This is a genomic window from Methylobacterium carpenticola (assembly GCF_042748905.1).
GTDB classification, from domain to species: domain Bacteria; phylum Pseudomonadota; class Alphaproteobacteria; order Rhizobiales; family Beijerinckiaceae; genus Methylobacterium; species Methylobacterium carpenticola.
In genome coordinates this window covers 6,046,697-6,063,741 of sequence record NZ_JBHZEO010000001.1, presented here as the reverse complement: position 1 = coordinate 6,063,741, position 17,045 = coordinate 6,046,697, and the positions used below count along the sequence as shown (strand labels likewise).

The following is a 17,045-nucleotide window of genomic DNA, read 5'->3' as shown; positions in this document are numbered from 1 at the left end:
CTGCGCCCGGACGGATGTCGCACGGCTACGCGACGTCCGGCTCCCAGCCGATGCTCCGGCGCAGGAAGGCTGCGCAGAGGGCCGCGAAGCTCGCGGTCTCGGCGCTGTTCTTGCCGTAGGAATGGCCGCCGGCCTCCGGCTCGTAGAACCGCGCCGGATAGCCCATGGCCTGGAGCTTGGCCGCCATCTTGCGCGCATGGCCCGGATGGACCCGGTCGTCCCGGCGCGTGGTGGCGATCAGGATCGGCGGATAGGTCCGGCCGGGCTCCGCGACGTGGTAGGCGGAGATCCTTTGCAGGAAATCCCAATCCTCCGGCTTGTCCGGATCGCCGTATTCCGCGACCCAGCTCGCCCCGGCGAGCAGCCGGTGATAGCGGCGCATGTCGATCAGCGGGATGGTGCAGAGCAGGGCGCCGAAGCGCTCCGGATAGCGCGTCAGCATGTTGGCGATGAGGAGGCCGCCGTTCGAGCCGCCCTCCGCGGCGATGCGCCCGGGCCGGGTGACGCCGCGCCGGACGAGGTCGGCGGCGACGGCCGCGAAATCGTCGTGCGAGAGCGCCTTGCCCTCGCGCCGGCCCGCCTCGTGCCAGCGGGTGCCGAACTCGCCGCCGCCGCGGATATTCGCCACCACCCGGGTGCCGCCCTTCGCCAGCCACAGCCGCCCGAGCACGATCGAGTAGCCCGCGAGGTTGGAGACCTGGAAGCCGCCATAGCCCGAGAGATGCACCGGCGCCTCGCCGGTCTCGCCGGGCGGGCCGGCCTGGACGTAGGGGATGCGCTCCCCGTCCGCCGACACCGCCTCGTGGCGCGTCACCACCAGCCCCTCGGACGAGAAGGCGGCCGGGGCCTGCCGCAGGATCGCGGGCGCGCCGGGCCCCGGACGGGTGAGCATCAGGGTCGCGGGTGTCAGCGGATCGTTGGCGGCGGCGAGGAGATCGCCGTTGGTCTCCTCCTCTTCGCCGTCGAGGGACCAGACGCTGACCATGCCGAGCTGCGGCAGCCCGCCGACCTCGCTCGCCGCCCAATCCTCCGCCGGGGTGAAGACCGGGAAGACGGCGCGCAGATCGTCCAGCACCGAGAGGACGAGGAAGGGACCCGACCAGAAGAAGCCCTGCAGGGCCCGCCGGGGCCCCGGCTCGAACAGCACCCGGAAATCCCGCTCGCCGGCCAGGAAGGCGTCGAGGCCGATCCCCAGCACCGTGTCGGGAGCGTAGGTCACGGGCCCGACCGTCCAGGGCGTGCGCGGCCGGACCGCGAGGAAACCGCGGTGCCACTGCGCCTCGGCATCGGTGGGCAGGTCGAGGCGGGTCGTCGGCCCGCTGCGGTCGCCGAAATGGATCACGGCGTCGAAGAAGCCCGTGCGCTCCACGAAGACGAGGCGCTCCGGAACCACGTCCCGGTCGGGTGCGCCGTAGACCGCCATGCTCTCGGGCGGCGCCTCGAACAGCACCGGCGCGGCCAGCGGATCGCCGCCACGGGCCCAGAGGCGGACCGTGCGCGGATAGCCCGAGAGCGTCGCCATGCCCTCGCCGAGGGGGCTCGACAGGAGCACGGTGTCCCGGTCGAGCCAGGCCGGATAGCTCTTGCCCTCCGGCAGCACGAAGCCGTCCGGAACGAAGCCGCGCGAGGGAATGTCGAATTCCCGGATCGCCGTGGCATCGCCGCCGCCCCGCGACAGCTTGAGGAGCGCCCGATCGTGGGAGCCCGGCAGGCTGACCGCCCCGGCCCAGACCCAATCCTCCGCCTCCTCGCGGGCGAGGGCGTCGAGGTCGAGCAGCACCTCCCACTCCGGATCGCCGCCGCGATAGGCCGCGAGGGTGGTGCGCCGCCACAGGCCGCGCGGATGCTCCGCATCCTGCCACAGGTTGTAGAGGAGCCCGCCGCGGCGGGTGACGCCCGGGATCTTGTCGGGCCGGTCGAGGGCGGCCTTGAGGCCGTCGCGGTCGGCGGCGAAGCGCCCGTCCGCGAGGATCTCGTGCGTCGCCGCGTTCTGCGCCTCGACCCAGGCGAGAGCCCGCGCGCCGTCGATCTCCTCCAGCCAGAGATAGGGGTCGTCGTCCGGGGCGGCGAGCGTCGGGCGGGGATCGGGCACGAGCGTCATGAGGGGTTCCGAAGCGGAGCGGGCCGTCTCGCGAACCTAACCGCTGGGGAGCCCCCGTCCAGGGGCGGGCAAGGACGAGTTCGGCGCCACCGTCACACGGTTGAAACACGCGGTCTGTTTGTAAACCGGGCGTCCGGCACCCGCCGCGCGCGGACCGCCCTTCGTGCCGACGGGACCTCGCATGACCGGCTCCTGGCTCGCCGCCCTCTGCCTCGGGCTGAGCGCGATCAACCTCGTCAGCCTCGGCCTCGCCCTGCGGCGGATCGGGCGCAAGGGCCGGGGTCCGTCCCCCGAGCCCGTGCCCGTGACCATCGTGCGGCCGGTCTGTGGGCTCGAACCCTTCAGCGAGGAGACGCTGGCCTCCGGCTTCCGGCTCGCCCATCCGGCCTACGAGCTGATCATCTGCGTGGCCCGCGCCACCGACCCGGTGGTGCCGCTGGTGCGCAGGCTGATGAAGGCGCACCCGTCCGTGCCGTCGCGGCTGATCGTCGGCGACGAGCGGGTGAGCGAGAACCCCAAGCTCAACAACTGCGTGCGCGGCTGGGAGGCGGCGCGGCACGACTGGATCATCCTGGCTGATTCCAACGTGCTGATGCCGCCGGATTACGTGCAGCAGCTCTTCGCGGCGTGGCGGCCCGACACCGGCCTCGTCTGCTCGACGCCGGTGGGCGACCGGCCGGACGGCTTCTGGGCCGAGGTGGAATGCGCCTTCCTCAACACGCTGCAGGCGCGCTGGCAATATGCGGGCGAGAGCCTCGGGCTCGGCTTCGCGCAGGGCAAGAGCATGCTCTGGCACCGGCCGTTCCTGGAGGCGCAAGGCGGCATCCGGGCGCTCGGCGCCGAGATCGCCGAGGATGCGGCGGCGACGAAGCTCGTGCGCGCCGCGGGGCGCCGCGTCCACTTGGTCGGGGCGCCTTTCCGGCAGCCGCTGGGCCGGCGGCGGGCGGTGGAGGTCTGGGCGCGTCAGCTGCGCTGGGCGCGGCTGCGGCGGGTGACCTTCCCGCTCTTCTTCGCCCCCGAGATCGGCATCGGCGCGCTGATCCCGCTGGTGGCGGGCTTCCTCGCCGCCGGGGGCGGCGGGGCCGGCCTCCTCGCCACGGGCGCCGTGGGCGCGGCATGGTACGGCGCCGAATGGGTGCTCGCCGCCCGGAACGGCTGGCACCGCTCGTGGCGCTGGGCGGCGGCCTGCCTCGCCCGGGACGGGATGCTGCTCGGCGTCTGGCTCGCCGCCTGGGTCGCCCGCGACATCGTCTGGCGCGGCAACGCGATGGACATCCGCACCAAACCCACCGCGCGCCTCGACGCCGACGCCACCGCCGCGTAAGCCGGGATTGACTCCGCGCATGGCTCGCGGCACAGCGGGGCGCGTGCCCGCATGGCGGAATTGGTAGACGCGGACGACTCAAAATCGTCAGCCGCAAGGCGTGGGGGTTCGATTCCCTCTGCGGGCACCATGTTATTTTCAACCCGCTGATTTTTCTTCTATTTTGCCGATCGATCCCGCACCTGGGATGACGGTGCGGGAAGAACGGGCGCATCCCGGGCCAGCCGCGCCTTGTCGGCGGTCCGGGTATCGGTCGCGCTCTCGCGGCTGCCGGGGCGCCAGCCGAACAGGGCGTTGAGCTGCATCTCCGTCGCTCCTGCCTCGGCCGCGCGCCGCGCTCCGGCCTCGCGCAGACCATGTGCCGAGCCCGGCACCTTCGCCGCCCGGCAAACCTCCCGAAACCCGTTCCCGAAGCCTTCCTTCACGAAGGGCTGGCCATCCAGCTGCACGGTGAAGGCGAGATCGCCCGTCCTCGTCGCCGCGATCGAGGCCGCGAGCTACGGCAGGACCGGCCGCGTCACGATCGCTCCCGTCTTCTCGGCGCGGATCGAGAAGGTCTCGCCGCTCCGCCCGGGGCCCGCCGCCCTGCGCGCCGTCATGACCTGAGTTCCGACGCCGCCTCACCGCTTCGGTGCGGGGCGGAGCTTTGCCCGGCATCGGCCCACCCCAACCGCCACCCGCGCGTCGCGCGATCCCGCCTGACGCGCTCCTCCCAGCCCCGCTACGTCCCGATCGAGGTCCGCGCCCTCGACCAGCGCGCGATCTCCGCGGCCGCCCTCGGCCTCTCCGCCTGGTTCTCCTGGGCGGCGCCGCGCCGGCCGATCACCGCCGCCCGCGAGCGCTTCGGCCTCGACGATGCGCAGCTCGCCGCGCTCGCCGACGCGCTGCGCGCGGCCGGCCTGATCGAACGGGTGACGCCATGAGCCGGCCCTCGCCCTACCCGGCGATCCAGTGGGCGCGCCGGCAGCGCCGGATCACCAACCCGGTTGCCCGCAACGTGCTCAACGCGATCGCCATGCATGCGGACAGCGCGGGCGCCTGCTGGCCGTCGCAGGAGGAGCTGGCCGAGCTCACGGCCGACAGCGAGCGCGCCGCGCGCATGGCGCTGAAGTGGCTGGAGAACGAGGGCTCCCTGCATCGGGAGGAGCGGCGACGACGCAACGGCTCCCGGACGAGCGCCAGCCGCAACCGGCACCTCGGAGCCGAGCAACCGGAATCTCACGTCACGCCAACCGGAATCCGATTCCGGGCCCACTTCGTTCGAAGAGCCAAGGGAAGAGTCGCGGAAGAGCCATTCCGATCCTGACGGATCGGCCCCGCGGGGCGGGTTGCGAGCACACTCCGGACATTCACATACCTGGCACGATTTCTAAACGTTCACTGCCCAGGTGGATCCTGGCGTGAAGCGCATTGCCGGAGTCAGTGCTCGGTGCCGTCGGGAACACGGTCGGACACTGTCATCCTTCGGGGCGTGCCGCAGTATGCCGGCATGCTGGATGGATAAGCAGGCTGCGTAGATGATCCACAGCGTCGCCCGCATGATGGGCGAATAAAATCAACAGCGAAGGTTGTGGCTGTCAAGCTCGCGCACAATTCCGTTGTCACCTATATAGACTACATCCGTCCACATGTCTCTTTATGGTTGAGTTTGATGTGATTTGTTGTACCCAATAAAATTGTGATCGGCTTGCCTTGCTCATGAATGGTACTATATGGAAATCTGGTAGGGCGGTTGCGAAGTCTAAAGGCCCTGTTATGGCAAAGCCTAACTTCAAAGCTGTTCATGGCGGAGAACCTCACATTGCCGCTATTCTGGCTGCCGATATGGTCGGATACAGCCAACACATGTGCAGAGACGAAACCGGGACCATCTTAAAGCTAAGGTCTCTCCGCCGCAATTTGCTCTATCCGAGTACGAGGCACCATGGAGGCCGGGTCATAAAATCGAGCGGAGACGGGGTACTAGTCGAGTTCTCGAGCACGCGCCACGCTGTGAACTGCGCAATTGAGATGCAGCGTTCTTTATTGGCATCGAATAAGTATATAGATGAAGATCAGCGTGTGTTTTTTCGAATGGGCATAGGCGTGGGAGATGTTACGGTAGATGACGACGGAGATATTTATGGTAATAGCGTTAATGTCGCATCTCGACTGGAGAATATAGCTCCCAACGGTGGTATATGCATTTCTCAAGCGGCCCTTGATCAGATCAGAGGCAAAATACAATGTGAATTTGTCGACCTCGGGTCAGTCCACCTCAAGAATATTGATCATGCCGTGCGAGTTTTTGCAATCACCCCTGAAGCCATAGCGCGCCAAGCATCGATAAGCAATTCAAAACCTATAGCAGATATACGGGTTAATATACGAAAAATTGTGCTTTTGTCCATGATTCTGCCGCTGATAATCGGCATGACATTCTTGTCATCTGACAACATAAATTTTGAATACCAAAATTTTTATAATAATGACCTGAGAAATGCCATTTTTACCAATGCGCTCGGTGGAGCTGGCGCAACTGCAAAGAGAATTACTGCCAGAACGTCTGTTTTGATTATGCCGTTCAAAAATCCTGAAGGTGGACTAGCGGGAGATATTTTGGCAGCCGCGGTCGCAGAAGATATAACATCCGACTTGTCTCGGTCAGAAAACATTTTTGTATTCGCCAATAGCATCGCTCGCGAACTCAAAGACAGAAATATTGATCCGCGCGAGATCAAAAAATATTTAGATGTAAGATATATTTTTTCGGGAACGATACACCACTCCGACGGGCGATTCCGTATCAATGCGCAGTTGATTGACACATCGACTGGGGCACAAGTCTGGGCAGATCGATTTAAAAGCCACGAAGCCTCATTGATGGATATTGAGGACGAAATCGTCAACAGATTGGTGGGAACGCTAACTTCTGGAATTTCGGAAGCAGAAAATCGCCGCCATCTTGATGAAAGAGCGGTTTCTCCTTCTTCAGCCCGATGAGGATCACCGGTTGTAGCTCAAGGGTTGCATCGCGCGTGCGGCCCGCCAAGATACCTCGCCTGCATCGTCTCGGTGGCCTCACGCGTTTGTGGGGTCTGAAACCCGAGCGGGCGGACGCAACTCCGCTACCGCAAGTCGGAGATGAACCATGAGCGATGGCTACCCCTCCATGACGGCGCTCCTGGGTCTGCTAGCCTTGGCAGGCTACCAGAACAGGGACAAAATCGCAGAGTTGCTTGGCGGCGCCGGTCAGGACGTCCCTGCTTCTGCCCGGGCCGATGCCGCACCGACTGGTCCCGGCAGCTCGGCCGGAGGCTTGGGCGGCCTCCTCGGAGGCCTCCTGGGTAACCAGCGCGGCGCGTCTCCCGGCGGGTTCCTGAACAGCAGTCTCGGCGAGATGCTGGAGCGCTTCCACCAAGCCGGTCACGGCGTGGTTGCACAGTCCTGGGTGGACCGTGGACCGAACCAGGATATCGCGCCAAGCCAGCTGGAACAGGCGATCGGTCCCGACGTGCTGATGGCTCTCACGCAGCGGACCGGGCTCTCTCGCGAGGAGCTACTGTCCCGGCTCTCCCGTGACCTCCCGCAGGCGGTCGACCGCTACACGCCCGATGGACGGGTTCCGGCCTAGTCGGCAAGACCGTGGCGCCGCCTTGCCCGGCGCGGAAGAGCTTGCCCAGCGCGGGCGAGGTGGCGTCACGGATGAGCTGCCCTCAACCTCGGTACCACGTCATCAGCCCTGCACCCGGCGCGATCAGTACGAAAGCCCAGGCCAGTGCTGAGGCGAGGTTCGCGGCCTGGAACGGCAAGCGGCGCACGCCGAAGACACCCGCTACCAGAGGAATGACGGCCCGGATCGGCCCGAAGAAGCGGCCGAGCGCCACCGCGCCCGCTCCCCAGCGCCTGCAGAACGCCTCGGCGCGGGCCAAGGCCGCGGGGTAGCGCCGCATCGGCCACATCCGCTTCGCATCGTCCTTGAAGTAGTGGCCAAACTCGTAGGAGATCCAGTCTCCGAGTGCCGCCCCCAGTGCCGCGCAGAGCACCACCGGCCAGAACGAGACGTCGGCTGCCGCGATCATCGGCCCGAGAGCGAGCAGGATGACCGTGGCGGGCACCAGAAACGACAGGAAGGCAACGGACTCGCAGAAGGCGAGCAAGCCCGCGATCAACGGCGTCCAGGCCTTGTGGGCCTCGATGAAGGCGAGCGACCACTGCCGAATTGCATCAAGGTCCATCAAGCCGCTCTATCGGGAAACCTTGGGGGAGTGAGGCAGCCGACCGAGGCTGCCTCACCAAATGGCCTTAACAGCCCGTTCAGTAGCTGTAGGAGCGGCGCGGATAGGCCTGGGGCGGCCCGTAGCCCGAGTTGCGCGGTTGCACACGTGAGCCATAGTCGATCTCGCGCCGGGCCTGACGATTGGCGAGGTAGCGGCCGCCGAGGCACCCCGCCACGGCGCCAACTACGCCGCGCTCGGCCAGGTAGTGGCCAGCCAGACCGCCGATGATCGCGCCTTTGATGCAGCCCTTCGCCTCCGCGGCCCCGACGCTCATGAGCGTCACGACAGCGATAACCGACGCTTGTCCGACAAGTCGCATGCTTTCACTCCTGGTTGTTGCCCGCTAGAACTGCCGCCGCCGTAAAAGCGTTCCTCCCGGCAAGGCCTGATCCGTGGCGCTGCTCCAGGCTGATGCAGGCGCAACGGATGAGTGCCTCTGGAATGCCCGCCACGGTACTTCGGCTCTATGGCTGGCCTGATGGTAGGAATGGCCCATCTGACAACCCGACCGCACCTTGCGGCCAGTCCTGGGCGGACCTGCCTCCGACGAGGTATTATGATACCGCTTCGATATCGAGGCGCGGGGATGAACCGATGTCATCTGCCGACCGGCTCGTGCGCGGCACGACGCCGTATCGCTCGCGCTCACGCGATGACGGTGGCGTGGCACACGTGCCCCGCAGGCCGGAACGTCCCGTGCCATCGCAGAACGTGCGAACGGCGGTCGGCGGCGTCGACGATCCCTGGCCGAACCCGGAGCGCGATCCCTTCGCGCCCCCGGAGCAGGTCGCGGTTCCCATCAGCCGCAACACCGACCTGCTGGAGCGGGAATTCGCGCACAAGCGCGTCTCGGAACAGGCCTCCCTCGTCGGCCGCGTGCTGCAGGAGGTATTCGAGCGGCGGGCGGGCCCGCGGGGTGGGGGCTCACCGGACGGCCGCGACCGCGTCGACCAGGCCGTCGCGCACGAGCTGTCACTCCTGCTGGCGATCGATGATGGCCGGCTCGTCGAGGGGCTGATCGCGCGCCTCGAGCGGGCCGTGGGCAGCGATGGTGCCCGCTTCCTCCACCTGGTCCTGGCGAACGGACGCGAGTTCGCGGAGATCTCGCGCGGGCTTGGGCGCGGGGATAGCCGGCAGTCGGTGGCCTTCGTGGCGGCGCGCTTCCGTGACCTCCTCGAGGCGATCGCCGCGGACTGGCTGGCCGAGCAGACCTTCGTCGGGCCCGAGCCCGAGGCAGTGCAGATACGCGGGCAGCCGTCGGCGCCGGCGCAGCCGGGCGACGACGCGAATTCAGGCCTTCCGGGTGGCAGACGATCCGATGGAACCGAGCGGTACCGGCCGGCGTGGAAGCGACGGCGGATTGAGCGGGAAATGCAGGGCGCGTTGGAGCGGCGGCCAGTGCGGGCGAAGAGGCTATAGCACTTCAGCGTCGCGGACGAACTACGCCTATGAACTTGGCCCGACCAGCCTGACTGTTTGGAGGGCCGCTCAGGGTGAGAAGTGGGCATTCGCCCAAACCCTCTCACATGGTGCCTCGCCGCCCCGAGCAGACCTTCGCCGACGGGCGTGTCGCAGAGCGCTGGCCGGTCAGTTGGGCATGAGTTTGCCCACCGCTTGCACCAACTCAGTGTCGAGGATCGGCTTCATCAACTTCGGGCGCGTGCGATAGTCAGAGCGGTCCGCGATCTGCTCCTCGCCCGTGGCAAACAGATACGGCACGCCATCCTCACGCAGCCGGTCCGCAATCAGGTAGACCTCTTCATTCCTAAGGTTCACGTCGAGCACCGCCGCGTCGAGCGAACCCGCTCCGATGAGTGCTAACGCCTGCTCCACGTCAGGAACTGGGCCGACCACGTCGGCACCTGCCTGCTGGAGGATATACTTAACGTCCATGGCGATGAAGTAATCGTCTTCCACCACCATTACGCGACGGTTGGACAACGGGAAACGAGGAATGAGGCATGAGGGCTCGGAAGCGCGCGGCATACCCCCACGCCTTATCGGCTTCGATCCGAACGCACATTGTCGTGGGTTAGGCGATCGGCAGCTCGATCCGACAGCGCACCCCGTCCCCACCGAGCACGAACTCGGTCCGGGCTTGCAGTGCATAGGCGAGAGCCTGCTCGATCAGCTCTCGCCCGTAGCCGCGCCGGCTTACCATCTCCGGGCGTACGTCTACTCCGCTCTCAACCCAACTGAGTGCCAAGCGCTTGCCTCCGTCATCGCTCGGGAGCAGCTCCCAGGCGACGGAGAGCCGGCCCACCTCGCCCTTCAATGCGCCGTACTTCACCGCGTTGGTGGTCAGTTCGTGCAAGGCGAGCGCGAATGTCTGCACCTGCGTTGAGGTGAGCTGCACCTCCGGACCCGAGATGGTTATGCGCCCACCTGGGCCGCCCAGATGCGCGGCGAACTCCGCATTCACGAGTGCCCGCACCTCGACGGCATCGCTGCCGGACTGGCTGAGCAGGGCTTGTGCCCGGCTGAGCGCCTTCAACCGCGTGGTAAAGCTCTCAACCGGCGCGCCTCGGCCGATGGTGCGGTTCGCGAGTGCCGTGACGAGGCCCAGGAGGTTGCGCGAGCGGTGTTGCAGCTCTTTGACCAAGATCTCCAGGCGCGCCTCCGTCTCTTTCTGATCCGTCACGTCCTGAGCGATGCCGCCCGCCCGCCAGACCTCTCCGCGCTCGTTCCTGATCGGGAAACCCGTGTCGTGGATCCAGCGCACGGTCCCGTCGGATGGGCGCACGATGCGATACTCGTTGATGAACCTGTCGCCACTCAGAACCCGCGGCATGCCCTGCGAAGCGCGCTTCCGGTCCTCCGGATGGACGAGCTCGAGCCAGCGGCCGAGATCGGCCATGACTCCCTCGCGCGGCTCGCCCCACATTTCCTCGAAGGCGGGGCTGAGATACTCGAGCTGACCGGTCTCGGCCTTGACGATCCAGAGCGTGTCTGCGGAAGTCTCCGCGAACGAACGGAAGCGTTCCTCGCTCTCGCGCAGAGCCGTCTCCGCCTCCCGGCGCCCGGTGACGTCCTGGCCGATTTTGAGGAAGCCTTTCAGCGAGCCGTCGGGACGGCACAGGGCCGTTGTCATCCCCTCGATGAACACGCGCGAGCCGTCCTTGCGGACATGCCAGCGCACGTTCGGCGCGGAACCTTCGCGAACGGCAATCTCGGTCTCCTTGGCATCCTCGCCCGCCTGTCGGTCCTCAGTCGTGAATATGATGGCTGCAGGCTGGCCGATGATCTCCTCGGCACTCCAGCCGAACACGGCCTGCGCACCATGATACCAGTCGGTGATCCTGTCCTGGGGATCGGTGGTGAAGATCGCGTAGTCGCGGGCGTTCTCGACCACGAGGCGGAAGCGTTCCTCGCTCGCGCGCAGGTTCCCCACCTTCTGCAGGCGATCGATGACAGGGCCCAGAATGGTGGCGTAGGTGCGAAGGAATTCAATGTCCTCCTGGCCGAAGTCGCGCGGCTCCGTTGCATCCACCTGCAGCAGCCCGTAGGCCTTCTGACCGGGCACGAAGATCGGTACGTTGGCGAGCGCGATCACACCGGCCCTCCTCATGAACGCCGGGACTTCGAAGCGCTCTTCCTTGCGGATGTCCTGGGTGATGACGGGCTTGCCCTTCTTGATCGAGAAGGTTTCAGACGAGCGTTCACTCATCGGCAGGCGTAGCTGGCCAACAATGCCGGGATCCCAGCCGACACCGGCGCGCACCAGGAGGCATTCTTCGCCCCTCTGGATTTCCAGGATCTTGGCGCGATGGGTGCCAAGGGCCTCTCCAACGAGGCGGCAGGCTTCGGTGAGGACCTCGTCGAGGTTGTCGCTGCGCAAGGCGAACTCGCCGAAGTCAGCCAGCACCTGCTGGCGCTTCAGCATCTGATCGTAGACGGGCATCACCTCTCCCCGGCACTGGTCGATCGGGCGCTCGTCAGTGCGGGCTACGGTTTAGAACCCGCGCAGCACTGCGATCATGTGTGTACGCGCGAGCCGACGCGCGATCCAAGCCATTCCGGGAGGGCTTGCTCGCCAGGAACGATCCAGACGGCCATCAGGCCTGCTTCGGGGGATGCCGCCACGTTCCGCATGCCTCAGCCTCTGAAGGCTCGGACGCTGTCGCGGACCTGCGCGTCCCGGCTTCGGCGCCTTGCCCCACCCGCGATCCCGAGGCCTTCGTGGCCGACAAGGAGCAGCTGGTCTGCGGCCCGGAACGGGCAGCCGGCGAGCTGGAGCTGTCGGGGGCCGTGGCCACGGCAATCGAGGCCGGCCGGCCCGGGCCGATCCGGCTCGGCGGCGTCGCCGTGGATGGCCGGCTGTTGGCGCTGATGTCCGGCGAGGACTTCGCGCTTCTCGCCCCGCACCTCGGACGCTGCACGCTGAAGAGGGGCGACGTTTTGGTCGAGGAGGACGGGCTGATCGAGCACGTCTCCTTCCCTGAAGGCAGCATCAGCTCGATCATCGCGAGTTCGCCCGAGGGCCTGAAGATCGAGGCGGGCATCGTCGGAAAGGAGGGCTGCGTTCCCCTCAGCGTCATCCTGGGGTCGGACCGCTCGCCGCATCGGATCGTGATCCAACTGGCGGACGGTGCTTACAGGATCGCCCGACCGGCCCTGATTGATGCCATCGAGGAGAGTGCGTCATACGGTTTCCGGATGATCGCTTCGCGATGCGGAAACCGGCCTCGCTCAGGCGCCGCGCGGGCTCGTGATACGGTTTCCGAAAGTGATCGTCCGGAAACCGCATCACTCCGAAACCTGCTGCTGCGCTTCGTGCAGGTACGCGGATTGCAGACGAACTTCACGGCCTTGTCGAACGCGGTGCATCCGATCGACGAGCGGCTCGCGCGCCGGCTGCTGATGTGCCACGACCGAAGCCCCACCAACGAGATGGCGCTCACCCACGATTTTCTGTCGCTGATGCTGGCCGTGCGCCGCCCGAGCGTGACGACGGCGCTGCACGTTCTGGAGGGCAACGGCTTCATCCGAACCGAGCGCGGCCATATTACGATCCGGGACCGTCGCGGGTTGGAGGAGTTCGCGCAGGACGCCTATGGCCGCCCCGAGGCCGAGTATCGCCGCCTGATCGGGCCTCTGGACTGAACGAGCACGCCGCGTCGCGGCTGCGCTGGCCGGGCCGGCCTTCGGGGTGAGGATGGCAGCCCGCCGACCCTGGCGGTCGCATCCCGCCGCCACGTCAAGGTTGGGCCAGCTCGGCTGCTGGAGAGCCGCCACGAGCGGTACGGCGCAGTTCGCACCGGGTCGGACGGCCGGAGACGGCTCGGGAGCACCCTTGTCACGGCGCTGCCCGCATGCACGCGATCAGGCCCTCTGCTTCGCGATCTGCTCCGACAAAGCCAAGGCCCGCTTGTTCGCACCAAGATCCGCCGCGTCATGCAGATAATCCGGATCGAAGTCGGCAAATTTCTTCAACCGTCTGACATCAGGAATCGTCACCCGACGATTCGCCACCGTCATTAAACCCAATTCCTTCAATGACTTCAAAACACGATTGACGTGAACATTGGACAGTCCAAAAATCTCTCCCAATTCCAGCTGTGTGAGATTGAAATCGTAACTGCCATCATCGGCAAGGCCGACCGCTTGCAAGCGCACAAGCAATTCACAAAAGAAATGCGCCACTCGTTTATCGGCCACTCGCCCCATATTCGCCAGCCACACCTGAGTTGTGCTGAGCTTGACGAGTGTTATCCACCAGAGAGCCCGCGCAATGCGTGGGTATAGGTCGATCAGATCGGCCATCGTCTGACGGGGAATATCCGCAACTTTGCAGGTCGTCAGCGCTGCCACCTCGGTCTGAAACATGAATGGCAACGGTGCGTGCCCGTCGCAGAGATCACCTGGAACAATCAGGGACAGGATCCGTCGATCGCCATCCGCCCAAATCTTGTATCTGCAGGCCATCCCCTCGACGATGAGATGCAAATTTTCCGCAAATTCACCATGGTAAATATTACTTCCCGCGGTTACTATTCGCTCCTTGAATTTTATACATCGCAAGGCTTCGATATCGCTATCTTTCAATACACCAGTTTGTTCAAGCTTTCTTATCAAAAGGTTGTGCATTTCGGTTACTCTTACTCAGGCTTGCACCATCGACCGTCATGCAAACCATTGAAGTCACGCACGCTTGCCGGGAAGATGCCTCCTCCTTGGCGGAGCAACGCCGGATCAGATGGCTCGTTCTGGCCAGCGTTGGTCCGCCCGCGAGCGCAAGGCCGTGTGTCAGCGCAATCCGTCCGGACGACCCAGACACCTCAAGTCCCCATCCACACCACCTCGAACCGCTCTCGGCGGGCCTTGGCATTCATCGTTTCACAGGCGACGCGAGCTTGCCGCTCCGAGGAGAAGGTCATCCGGACAAGCGGATCAGGGAAGCTCATATCCAGGATCTTCCAGAGCTTCGGGCAAAAACGAGCTTGATCCTCACGGTTGCTTGCCGCGATTTCCCTTCCGGAAACGACATTTGCGGGCTGCGGCAACATCTTCCGGCCCTCTTCATCGTCTTTTTCGATTGGATCTTTCACCGTCGTTGTGCGGCCCGCAATCCTCAACTCAGACCGATTGAACTTGCTTACGCTGTGGTGGCTTTTTGCGTCCTGGCAAGCCTGCCTGAAAAAGCGCAGCTGTAGCGCTGCGTCCCTTTGGGAAGCATAAGAGAAGCTTATCAGGCACTTACCCGTCTCTTTATCAATATATCTGACTGAATTTTCGATAATCTCCAGATATCCATAGCCGATATCTTCGTACTCAGCAGCCTGTAGGCCGCCGCGCGGCGTCATATGTTTTACGGTGCGCAGGCTCGGATGAGCGCCCATGTCCAGCTGCCTCCTCCCTCTTGCATGATGACACTTGGGCTAGCTTTTGGTTGCCGAATGTTCACACGGCAACGTCATTTGTTAACACACTATGTTTGATTGGCCAGCTCTTCGTGAAATCATGTAGCCCTCAATTGATCACGATCTCAGCCGTCCTGGAACCGCAGCCGATCTGGTCGGCGTTCAGCTTGACCTGGAGCCGCGGGCTGGCGGACCGTGGGGGCTGCTATTCCAGGAGATATTGATCAACGAGACCTTCAGCCGGCCAAGCCCGGTCGTGAGAGGCCTGTCTCACCCCGTACGCCGCCGGCGCACGAACGGCGTGTGTCCGGACGTGAGATCCATGGCGGTTCCGGTGGTCGAGCGACGGACGGGTCAAGCAGGCAACGCTGAGGGTAGCAGCCCGGCACCGGCGATGGGGGCGATCCGGTGGCTCTCGGCCGGCCGGCTCGCCAGCCCGCGGCGGCTGTCGGACGAAGCTGGGAGCCGTGAGTGGCCGCGGCCCTGGCGGCGGGAGAGTGACGATGACGAAGCACCTGACGCCCGGCATGGTGACCGGGCGGCAGGCATCACGGTGACTTGCGGGCGAGCCCAGCCGCGACCGATGCGCTCGAAGGGCCCGTTATCGGCGATCGCCTAGCCTCCGCCGGGTCTCGCGCCTTGCAGGGCTGCCGCGATCCGCTGCGTGAGGTCCGCGATCTGTGCCGCGGTGAGACCGCCACTCTCCGCACGGGCCGCCGATGGCGTGGGCCGCTGAACGCTCGCGCCTTGAGACACTGCAACTCTCGGCTGAACCGCGGCGACCGCATCCGGCAACCCCGCGCCCGAGCGCGTCGGATCGCCCAGATTCAAGGGTTGGGCGCTCTGCCGGAGGATGGAGAAGAGGTGATCGACCCTTGCGGCATTCCGGGCTTGGTATTGCGACGTGAAGTCCGGATTGTGCGCCAGCACCAATGCCGCCAATCCCGTGATGTGCGGCGCGGCCATCGACGTCCCGTCCCAGGCCACGAAGACATTCCCCGGAACGGATGAGACGATCGCCACGCCGGGTCCGGCGACCTCCACTTCCGGCCCGAAGCAGCTGAACCGCGGGAAGAAGACGCCGTCCGCCTGGACCGGGGTCAAGGGCAGGGAGGCGTGGTAGCTGTCGGCCGGGAACTCGCCGACCTTTCCGATGGCCGACACCGTGAGCACGTTGGGCGAACTCGCCGGATAGAGCACGGGCCCCGAACTGTTGCCGGCCGCCGCGATGCAGGCGACGCCCAGGGACTTCGCCTTGGACAGGTACGGCTCCACGATCGAGCTGATCTCCGCGATGGCCTGCGGATCCCCGCCCACCCCGCCGAGGCTGAGGTTCACGACGTCGATGTCGTGGTCGATGCAGTATTGAAGGGCCTTCACCAGATCGTCCGCCCGCCCTTCGGGCAAGACCCTCAAGGCGTGGACCTCCGCATCGGGAGCGAACCCCCTGACTCCGAAGGCATTGTCGGCCACGCCGCTGATGATCCCGGCGCAGTGTGAGCCGTGACCGATGGAATCGACTCTCCACGTATTCGCGTTGCTGCGCGGAAAATCGAACCCCGTCCTGACGTTCGAGAGGTCGCGGTGGCTCGCGTCGATGCCGGAATCGATGACGGCGATCTTGATGCCCTGACCCCGATAGTCGGCAGGCAACTTGTCGAGCCTCATGGCCCTCTGCCCCCAGCCGAAATTGTCCTGCGTCAGGAGGTTGCCGAATGTCGAAACCAGGGATCGCAACTGAATGGAGTTCACGGTCGTCTCGGACAGGGCCGGCCGTCTGATGAGGATGTTCCAGTAGCTATGGGCCGGCTGGATCATGATCCCGCGGATCGTCGACGCCGTCTCCTGCGCGAACGAGAACGAAGCGCGCCCGTTCTGATCCGTGATGCCCTGCGTCGTGCCGGTGCTGCCGTAAACGTAGATCTGCGTATTCGGCAGGGGCGCGGTCTCACCGAGCACTTCGATCGTGAATGCCAGCATCGCACCGACGGAATTGCCGACCGAGGGCGCCTGGAAGGCTGCGGCAAAGGCCGTGGATTGGGCATCGGCCATCAGCAAGGGCGGATTGGCCGTAACCAGGAATCGGCCTCCCGAGGTGGATTTGAGGGATTCCGCCTTCTCCGGGGACATCCGGGCCACGATGAGCTGCGGCGGCGGCGGGGAGTCGACCGTCGATACGGCCGTCAGCCCCTTCGGCGCGATCCTCTCGATGACCTCGAAATCAGGGCCGTCGAGCTGGTCCGCCAGCATCGAGAAATCCGGATTGGACAGCACGGAGAATTGCGGTGGCGCGACCGGCCGTCCGGCGAGAAGCGCGCCGAACTGGGTGTTCAGGAACGCCGCCAGATCGAGGGGCGGGGCGCGGGACGGATCGCTGACCTGAGCGATGAGGAATTCGTCGCGCTTCTGCGTGATGGGCACGGACTGGGCATTGTCGTGCCCGTTGCCGCTCACCGACGAGCCGTCATCGGAAGCCGAAGCGGCGGACGGGGACGCTGCCG

The 17,045-nt window shown here is 65.5% G+C and carries 16 protein-coding genes and 1 tRNA gene; 8 read left to right on the top strand and 9 right to left on the bottom strand.

What is annotated here, in order from left to right; all coding sequences use genetic code 11:
* Window positions 1-25: 25 nt before the first annotated feature.
* Complete coding sequence (locus ACE101_RS28085; RefSeq protein WP_379136869.1) at window positions 26-2,101, bottom strand: prolyl oligopeptidase family serine peptidase; 2,076 nt, start codon at window positions 2,099-2,101, stop codon at window positions 26-28.
* Between the two features lie 181 nt (window positions 2,102-2,282).
* On the opposite strand from ACE101_RS28085, the gene ACE101_RS28080 reads away from it, so the two are divergent.
* Window positions 2,283-3,425, top strand: a complete 1,143-nt coding sequence (locus ACE101_RS28080; RefSeq protein ID WP_379136866.1) for a ceramide glucosyltransferase — start codon at window positions 2,283-2,285, stop codon at window positions 3,423-3,425.
* A 45-nt stretch (window positions 3,426-3,470) separates the two neighbouring features.
* Window positions 3,471-3,555, top strand: a tRNA-Leu gene (locus ACE101_RS28075).
* A 28-nt stretch (window positions 3,556-3,583) separates the two neighbouring features.
* Here ACE101_RS28075 and ACE101_RS28070 read toward each other — a convergent pair.
* Window positions 3,584-3,730, bottom strand: a complete 147-nt coding sequence (locus tag ACE101_RS28070; protein WP_379136863.1) for a hypothetical protein — start codon at window positions 3,728-3,730, stop codon at window positions 3,584-3,586.
* A gap of 51 nt (window positions 3,731-3,781) precedes the next feature.
* Here ACE101_RS28070 and ACE101_RS28065 point away from each other — a divergent pair, with 51 nt between their 5' ends.
* The 4 genes from ACE101_RS28065 to ACE101_RS28050 all read left to right on the top strand — a co-directional run bounded on the left by ACE101_RS28065 (window position 3,782) and on the right by ACE101_RS28050 (window position 7,038).
* Window positions 3,782-4,348 carry a hypothetical protein gene (locus tag ACE101_RS28065; protein WP_379136860.1) on the top strand — a complete coding sequence of 189 codons (567 nt, stop codon included), beginning with the start codon at window positions 3,782-3,784 and terminating at the stop codon, window positions 4,346-4,348.
* Window positions 4,345-4,731: a helix-turn-helix domain-containing protein gene (locus ACE101_RS28060; protein WP_379136858.1), complete on the top strand. Its 387-nt coding sequence runs from the start codon at window positions 4,345-4,347 to the stop codon at window positions 4,729-4,731. The genes ACE101_RS28065 and ACE101_RS28060 overlap by 4 nt, the downstream gene beginning before the upstream one ends.
* 392 nt (window positions 4,732-5,123) lie before the next feature.
* Complete coding sequence (locus ACE101_RS28055; protein WP_379138999.1) at window positions 5,124-6,407, top strand: adenylate/guanylate cyclase domain-containing protein; 1,284 nt, start codon at window positions 5,124-5,126, stop codon at window positions 6,405-6,407.
* 148 nt (window positions 6,408-6,555) lie between these two features.
* On the top strand, window positions 6,556-7,038 hold the full coding sequence (locus ACE101_RS28050) for a YidB family protein (protein WP_379136857.1): 483 nt from the start codon (window positions 6,556-6,558) through the stop codon (window positions 7,036-7,038).
* 82 nt (window positions 7,039-7,120) lie between these two features.
* Here ACE101_RS28050 and ACE101_RS28045 read toward each other — a convergent pair whose 3' ends face one another.
* Complete coding sequence (locus ACE101_RS28045; RefSeq protein ID WP_379136854.1) at window positions 7,121-7,642, bottom strand: DedA family protein; 522 nt, start codon at window positions 7,640-7,642, stop codon at window positions 7,121-7,123.
* A 79-nt stretch (window positions 7,643-7,721) separates the two neighbouring features.
* Window positions 7,722-8,003: a hypothetical protein gene (locus ACE101_RS28040; protein WP_379136852.1), complete on the bottom strand. Its 282-nt coding sequence runs from the start codon at window positions 8,001-8,003 to the stop codon at window positions 7,722-7,724.
* Window positions 8,004-8,278: 275 nt separating this feature from the next.
* Here ACE101_RS28040 and ACE101_RS28035 point away from each other — a divergent pair, with 275 nt between their 5' ends.
* Window positions 8,279-9,103, top strand: a complete 825-nt coding sequence (locus ACE101_RS28035) for a hypothetical protein (RefSeq protein WP_379136849.1) — start codon at window positions 8,279-8,281, stop codon at window positions 9,101-9,103.
* 168 nt (window positions 9,104-9,271) lie between these two features.
* On the opposite strand, the gene ACE101_RS28030 is transcribed toward ACE101_RS28035, so the two are convergent.
* Both ACE101_RS28030 and ACE101_RS28025 read right to left on the bottom strand, forming a co-directional pair.
* Window positions 9,272-9,607, bottom strand: a complete 336-nt coding sequence (locus tag ACE101_RS28030; RefSeq protein ID WP_379138997.1) for a response regulator — start codon at window positions 9,605-9,607, stop codon at window positions 9,272-9,274.
* Between the two features lie 109 nt (window positions 9,608-9,716).
* Window positions 9,717-11,585, bottom strand: coding sequence for a PAS domain S-box protein (locus ACE101_RS28025; RefSeq protein WP_379136848.1), 1,869 nt, complete (start codon window positions 11,583-11,585; stop codon window positions 9,717-9,719).
* A gap of 428 nt (window positions 11,586-12,013) precedes the next feature.
* Between ACE101_RS28025 and ACE101_RS28020 the strand changes: the two genes are divergently transcribed.
* Window positions 12,014-12,787, top strand: coding sequence for a Crp/Fnr family transcriptional regulator (locus ACE101_RS28020; RefSeq protein ID WP_379138994.1), 774 nt, complete (start codon window positions 12,014-12,016; stop codon window positions 12,785-12,787).
* Between the two features lie 219 nt (window positions 12,788-13,006).
* Here the strand turns inward: ACE101_RS28020 and ACE101_RS28015 are convergent, their stop codons facing one another.
* The 3 genes from ACE101_RS28015 to ACE101_RS28005 all read right to left on the bottom strand — a co-directional run bounded on the left by ACE101_RS28015 (window position 13,007) and on the right by ACE101_RS28005 (window position 16,998).
* Window positions 13,007-13,771, bottom strand: coding sequence for a Crp/Fnr family transcriptional regulator (locus tag ACE101_RS28015; RefSeq protein ID WP_379136846.1), 765 nt, complete (start codon window positions 13,769-13,771; stop codon window positions 13,007-13,009).
* Between the two features lie 191 nt (window positions 13,772-13,962).
* Window positions 13,963-14,523 carry a hypothetical protein gene (locus tag ACE101_RS28010; protein ID WP_379136844.1) on the bottom strand — a complete coding sequence of 187 codons (561 nt, stop codon included), beginning with the start codon at window positions 14,521-14,523 and terminating at the stop codon, window positions 13,963-13,965.
* 636 nt (window positions 14,524-15,159) lie between these two features.
* The gene (locus ACE101_RS28005) at window positions 15,160-16,998 is read right to left on the bottom strand and encodes a S8 family serine peptidase (RefSeq protein WP_379136841.1); all 1,839 of its coding nucleotides are present in this window, start codon (window positions 16,996-16,998) and stop codon (window positions 15,160-15,162) included.
* Window positions 16,999-17,045 lie beyond the last annotated feature (47 nt).

Coding starts and splice junctions, on each gene's coding strand:
- ACE101_RS28085 (WP_379136869.1), bottom strand. CDS start 2,101: ATGACGCTCGTGCCCGATCCCCGCCCGACGCTCGCCGCCCCGGACGAC.
- ACE101_RS28080 (WP_379136866.1), top strand. CDS start 2,283: ATGACCGGCTCCTGGCTCGCCGCCCTCTGCCTCGGGCTGAGCGCGATC.
- ACE101_RS28070 (WP_379136863.1), bottom strand. CDS start 3,730: ATGCAGCTCAACGCCCTGTTCGGCTGGCGCCCCGGCAGCCGCGAGAGC.
- ACE101_RS28065 (WP_379136860.1), top strand. CDS start 3,782: ATGTGCCGAGCCCGGCACCTTCGCCGCCCGGCAAACCTCCCGAAACCC.
- ACE101_RS28060 (WP_379136858.1), top strand. CDS start 4,345: ATGAGCCGGCCCTCGCCCTACCCGGCGATCCAGTGGGCGCGCCGGCAG.
- ACE101_RS28055 (WP_379138999.1), top strand. CDS start 5,124: ATGAATGGTACTATATGGAAATCTGGTAGGGCGGTTGCGAAGTCTAAA.
- ACE101_RS28050 (WP_379136857.1), top strand. CDS start 6,556: ATGAGCGATGGCTACCCCTCCATGACGGCGCTCCTGGGTCTGCTAGCC.
- ACE101_RS28045 (WP_379136854.1), bottom strand. CDS start 7,642: ATGGACCTTGATGCAATTCGGCAGTGGTCGCTCGCCTTCATCGAGGCC.
- ACE101_RS28040 (WP_379136852.1), bottom strand. CDS start 8,003: ATGCGACTTGTCGGACAAGCGTCGGTTATCGCTGTCGTGACGCTCATG.
- ACE101_RS28035 (WP_379136849.1), top strand. CDS start 8,279: ATGTCATCTGCCGACCGGCTCGTGCGCGGCACGACGCCGTATCGCTCG.
- ACE101_RS28030 (WP_379138997.1), bottom strand. CDS start 9,607: ATGGTGGTGGAAGACGATTACTTCATCGCCATGGACGTTAAGTATATC.
- ACE101_RS28025 (WP_379136848.1), bottom strand. CDS start 11,585: ATGCCCGTCTACGATCAGATGCTGAAGCGCCAGCAGGTGCTGGCTGAC.
- ACE101_RS28020 (WP_379138994.1), top strand. CDS start 12,014: ATGTCCGGCGAGGACTTCGCGCTTCTCGCCCCGCACCTCGGACGCTGC.
- ACE101_RS28015 (WP_379136846.1), bottom strand. CDS start 13,771: ATGCACAACCTTTTGATAAGAAAGCTTGAACAAACTGGTGTATTGAAA.
- ACE101_RS28010 (WP_379136844.1), bottom strand. CDS start 14,523: ATGGGCGCTCATCCGAGCCTGCGCACCGTAAAACATATGACGCCGCGC.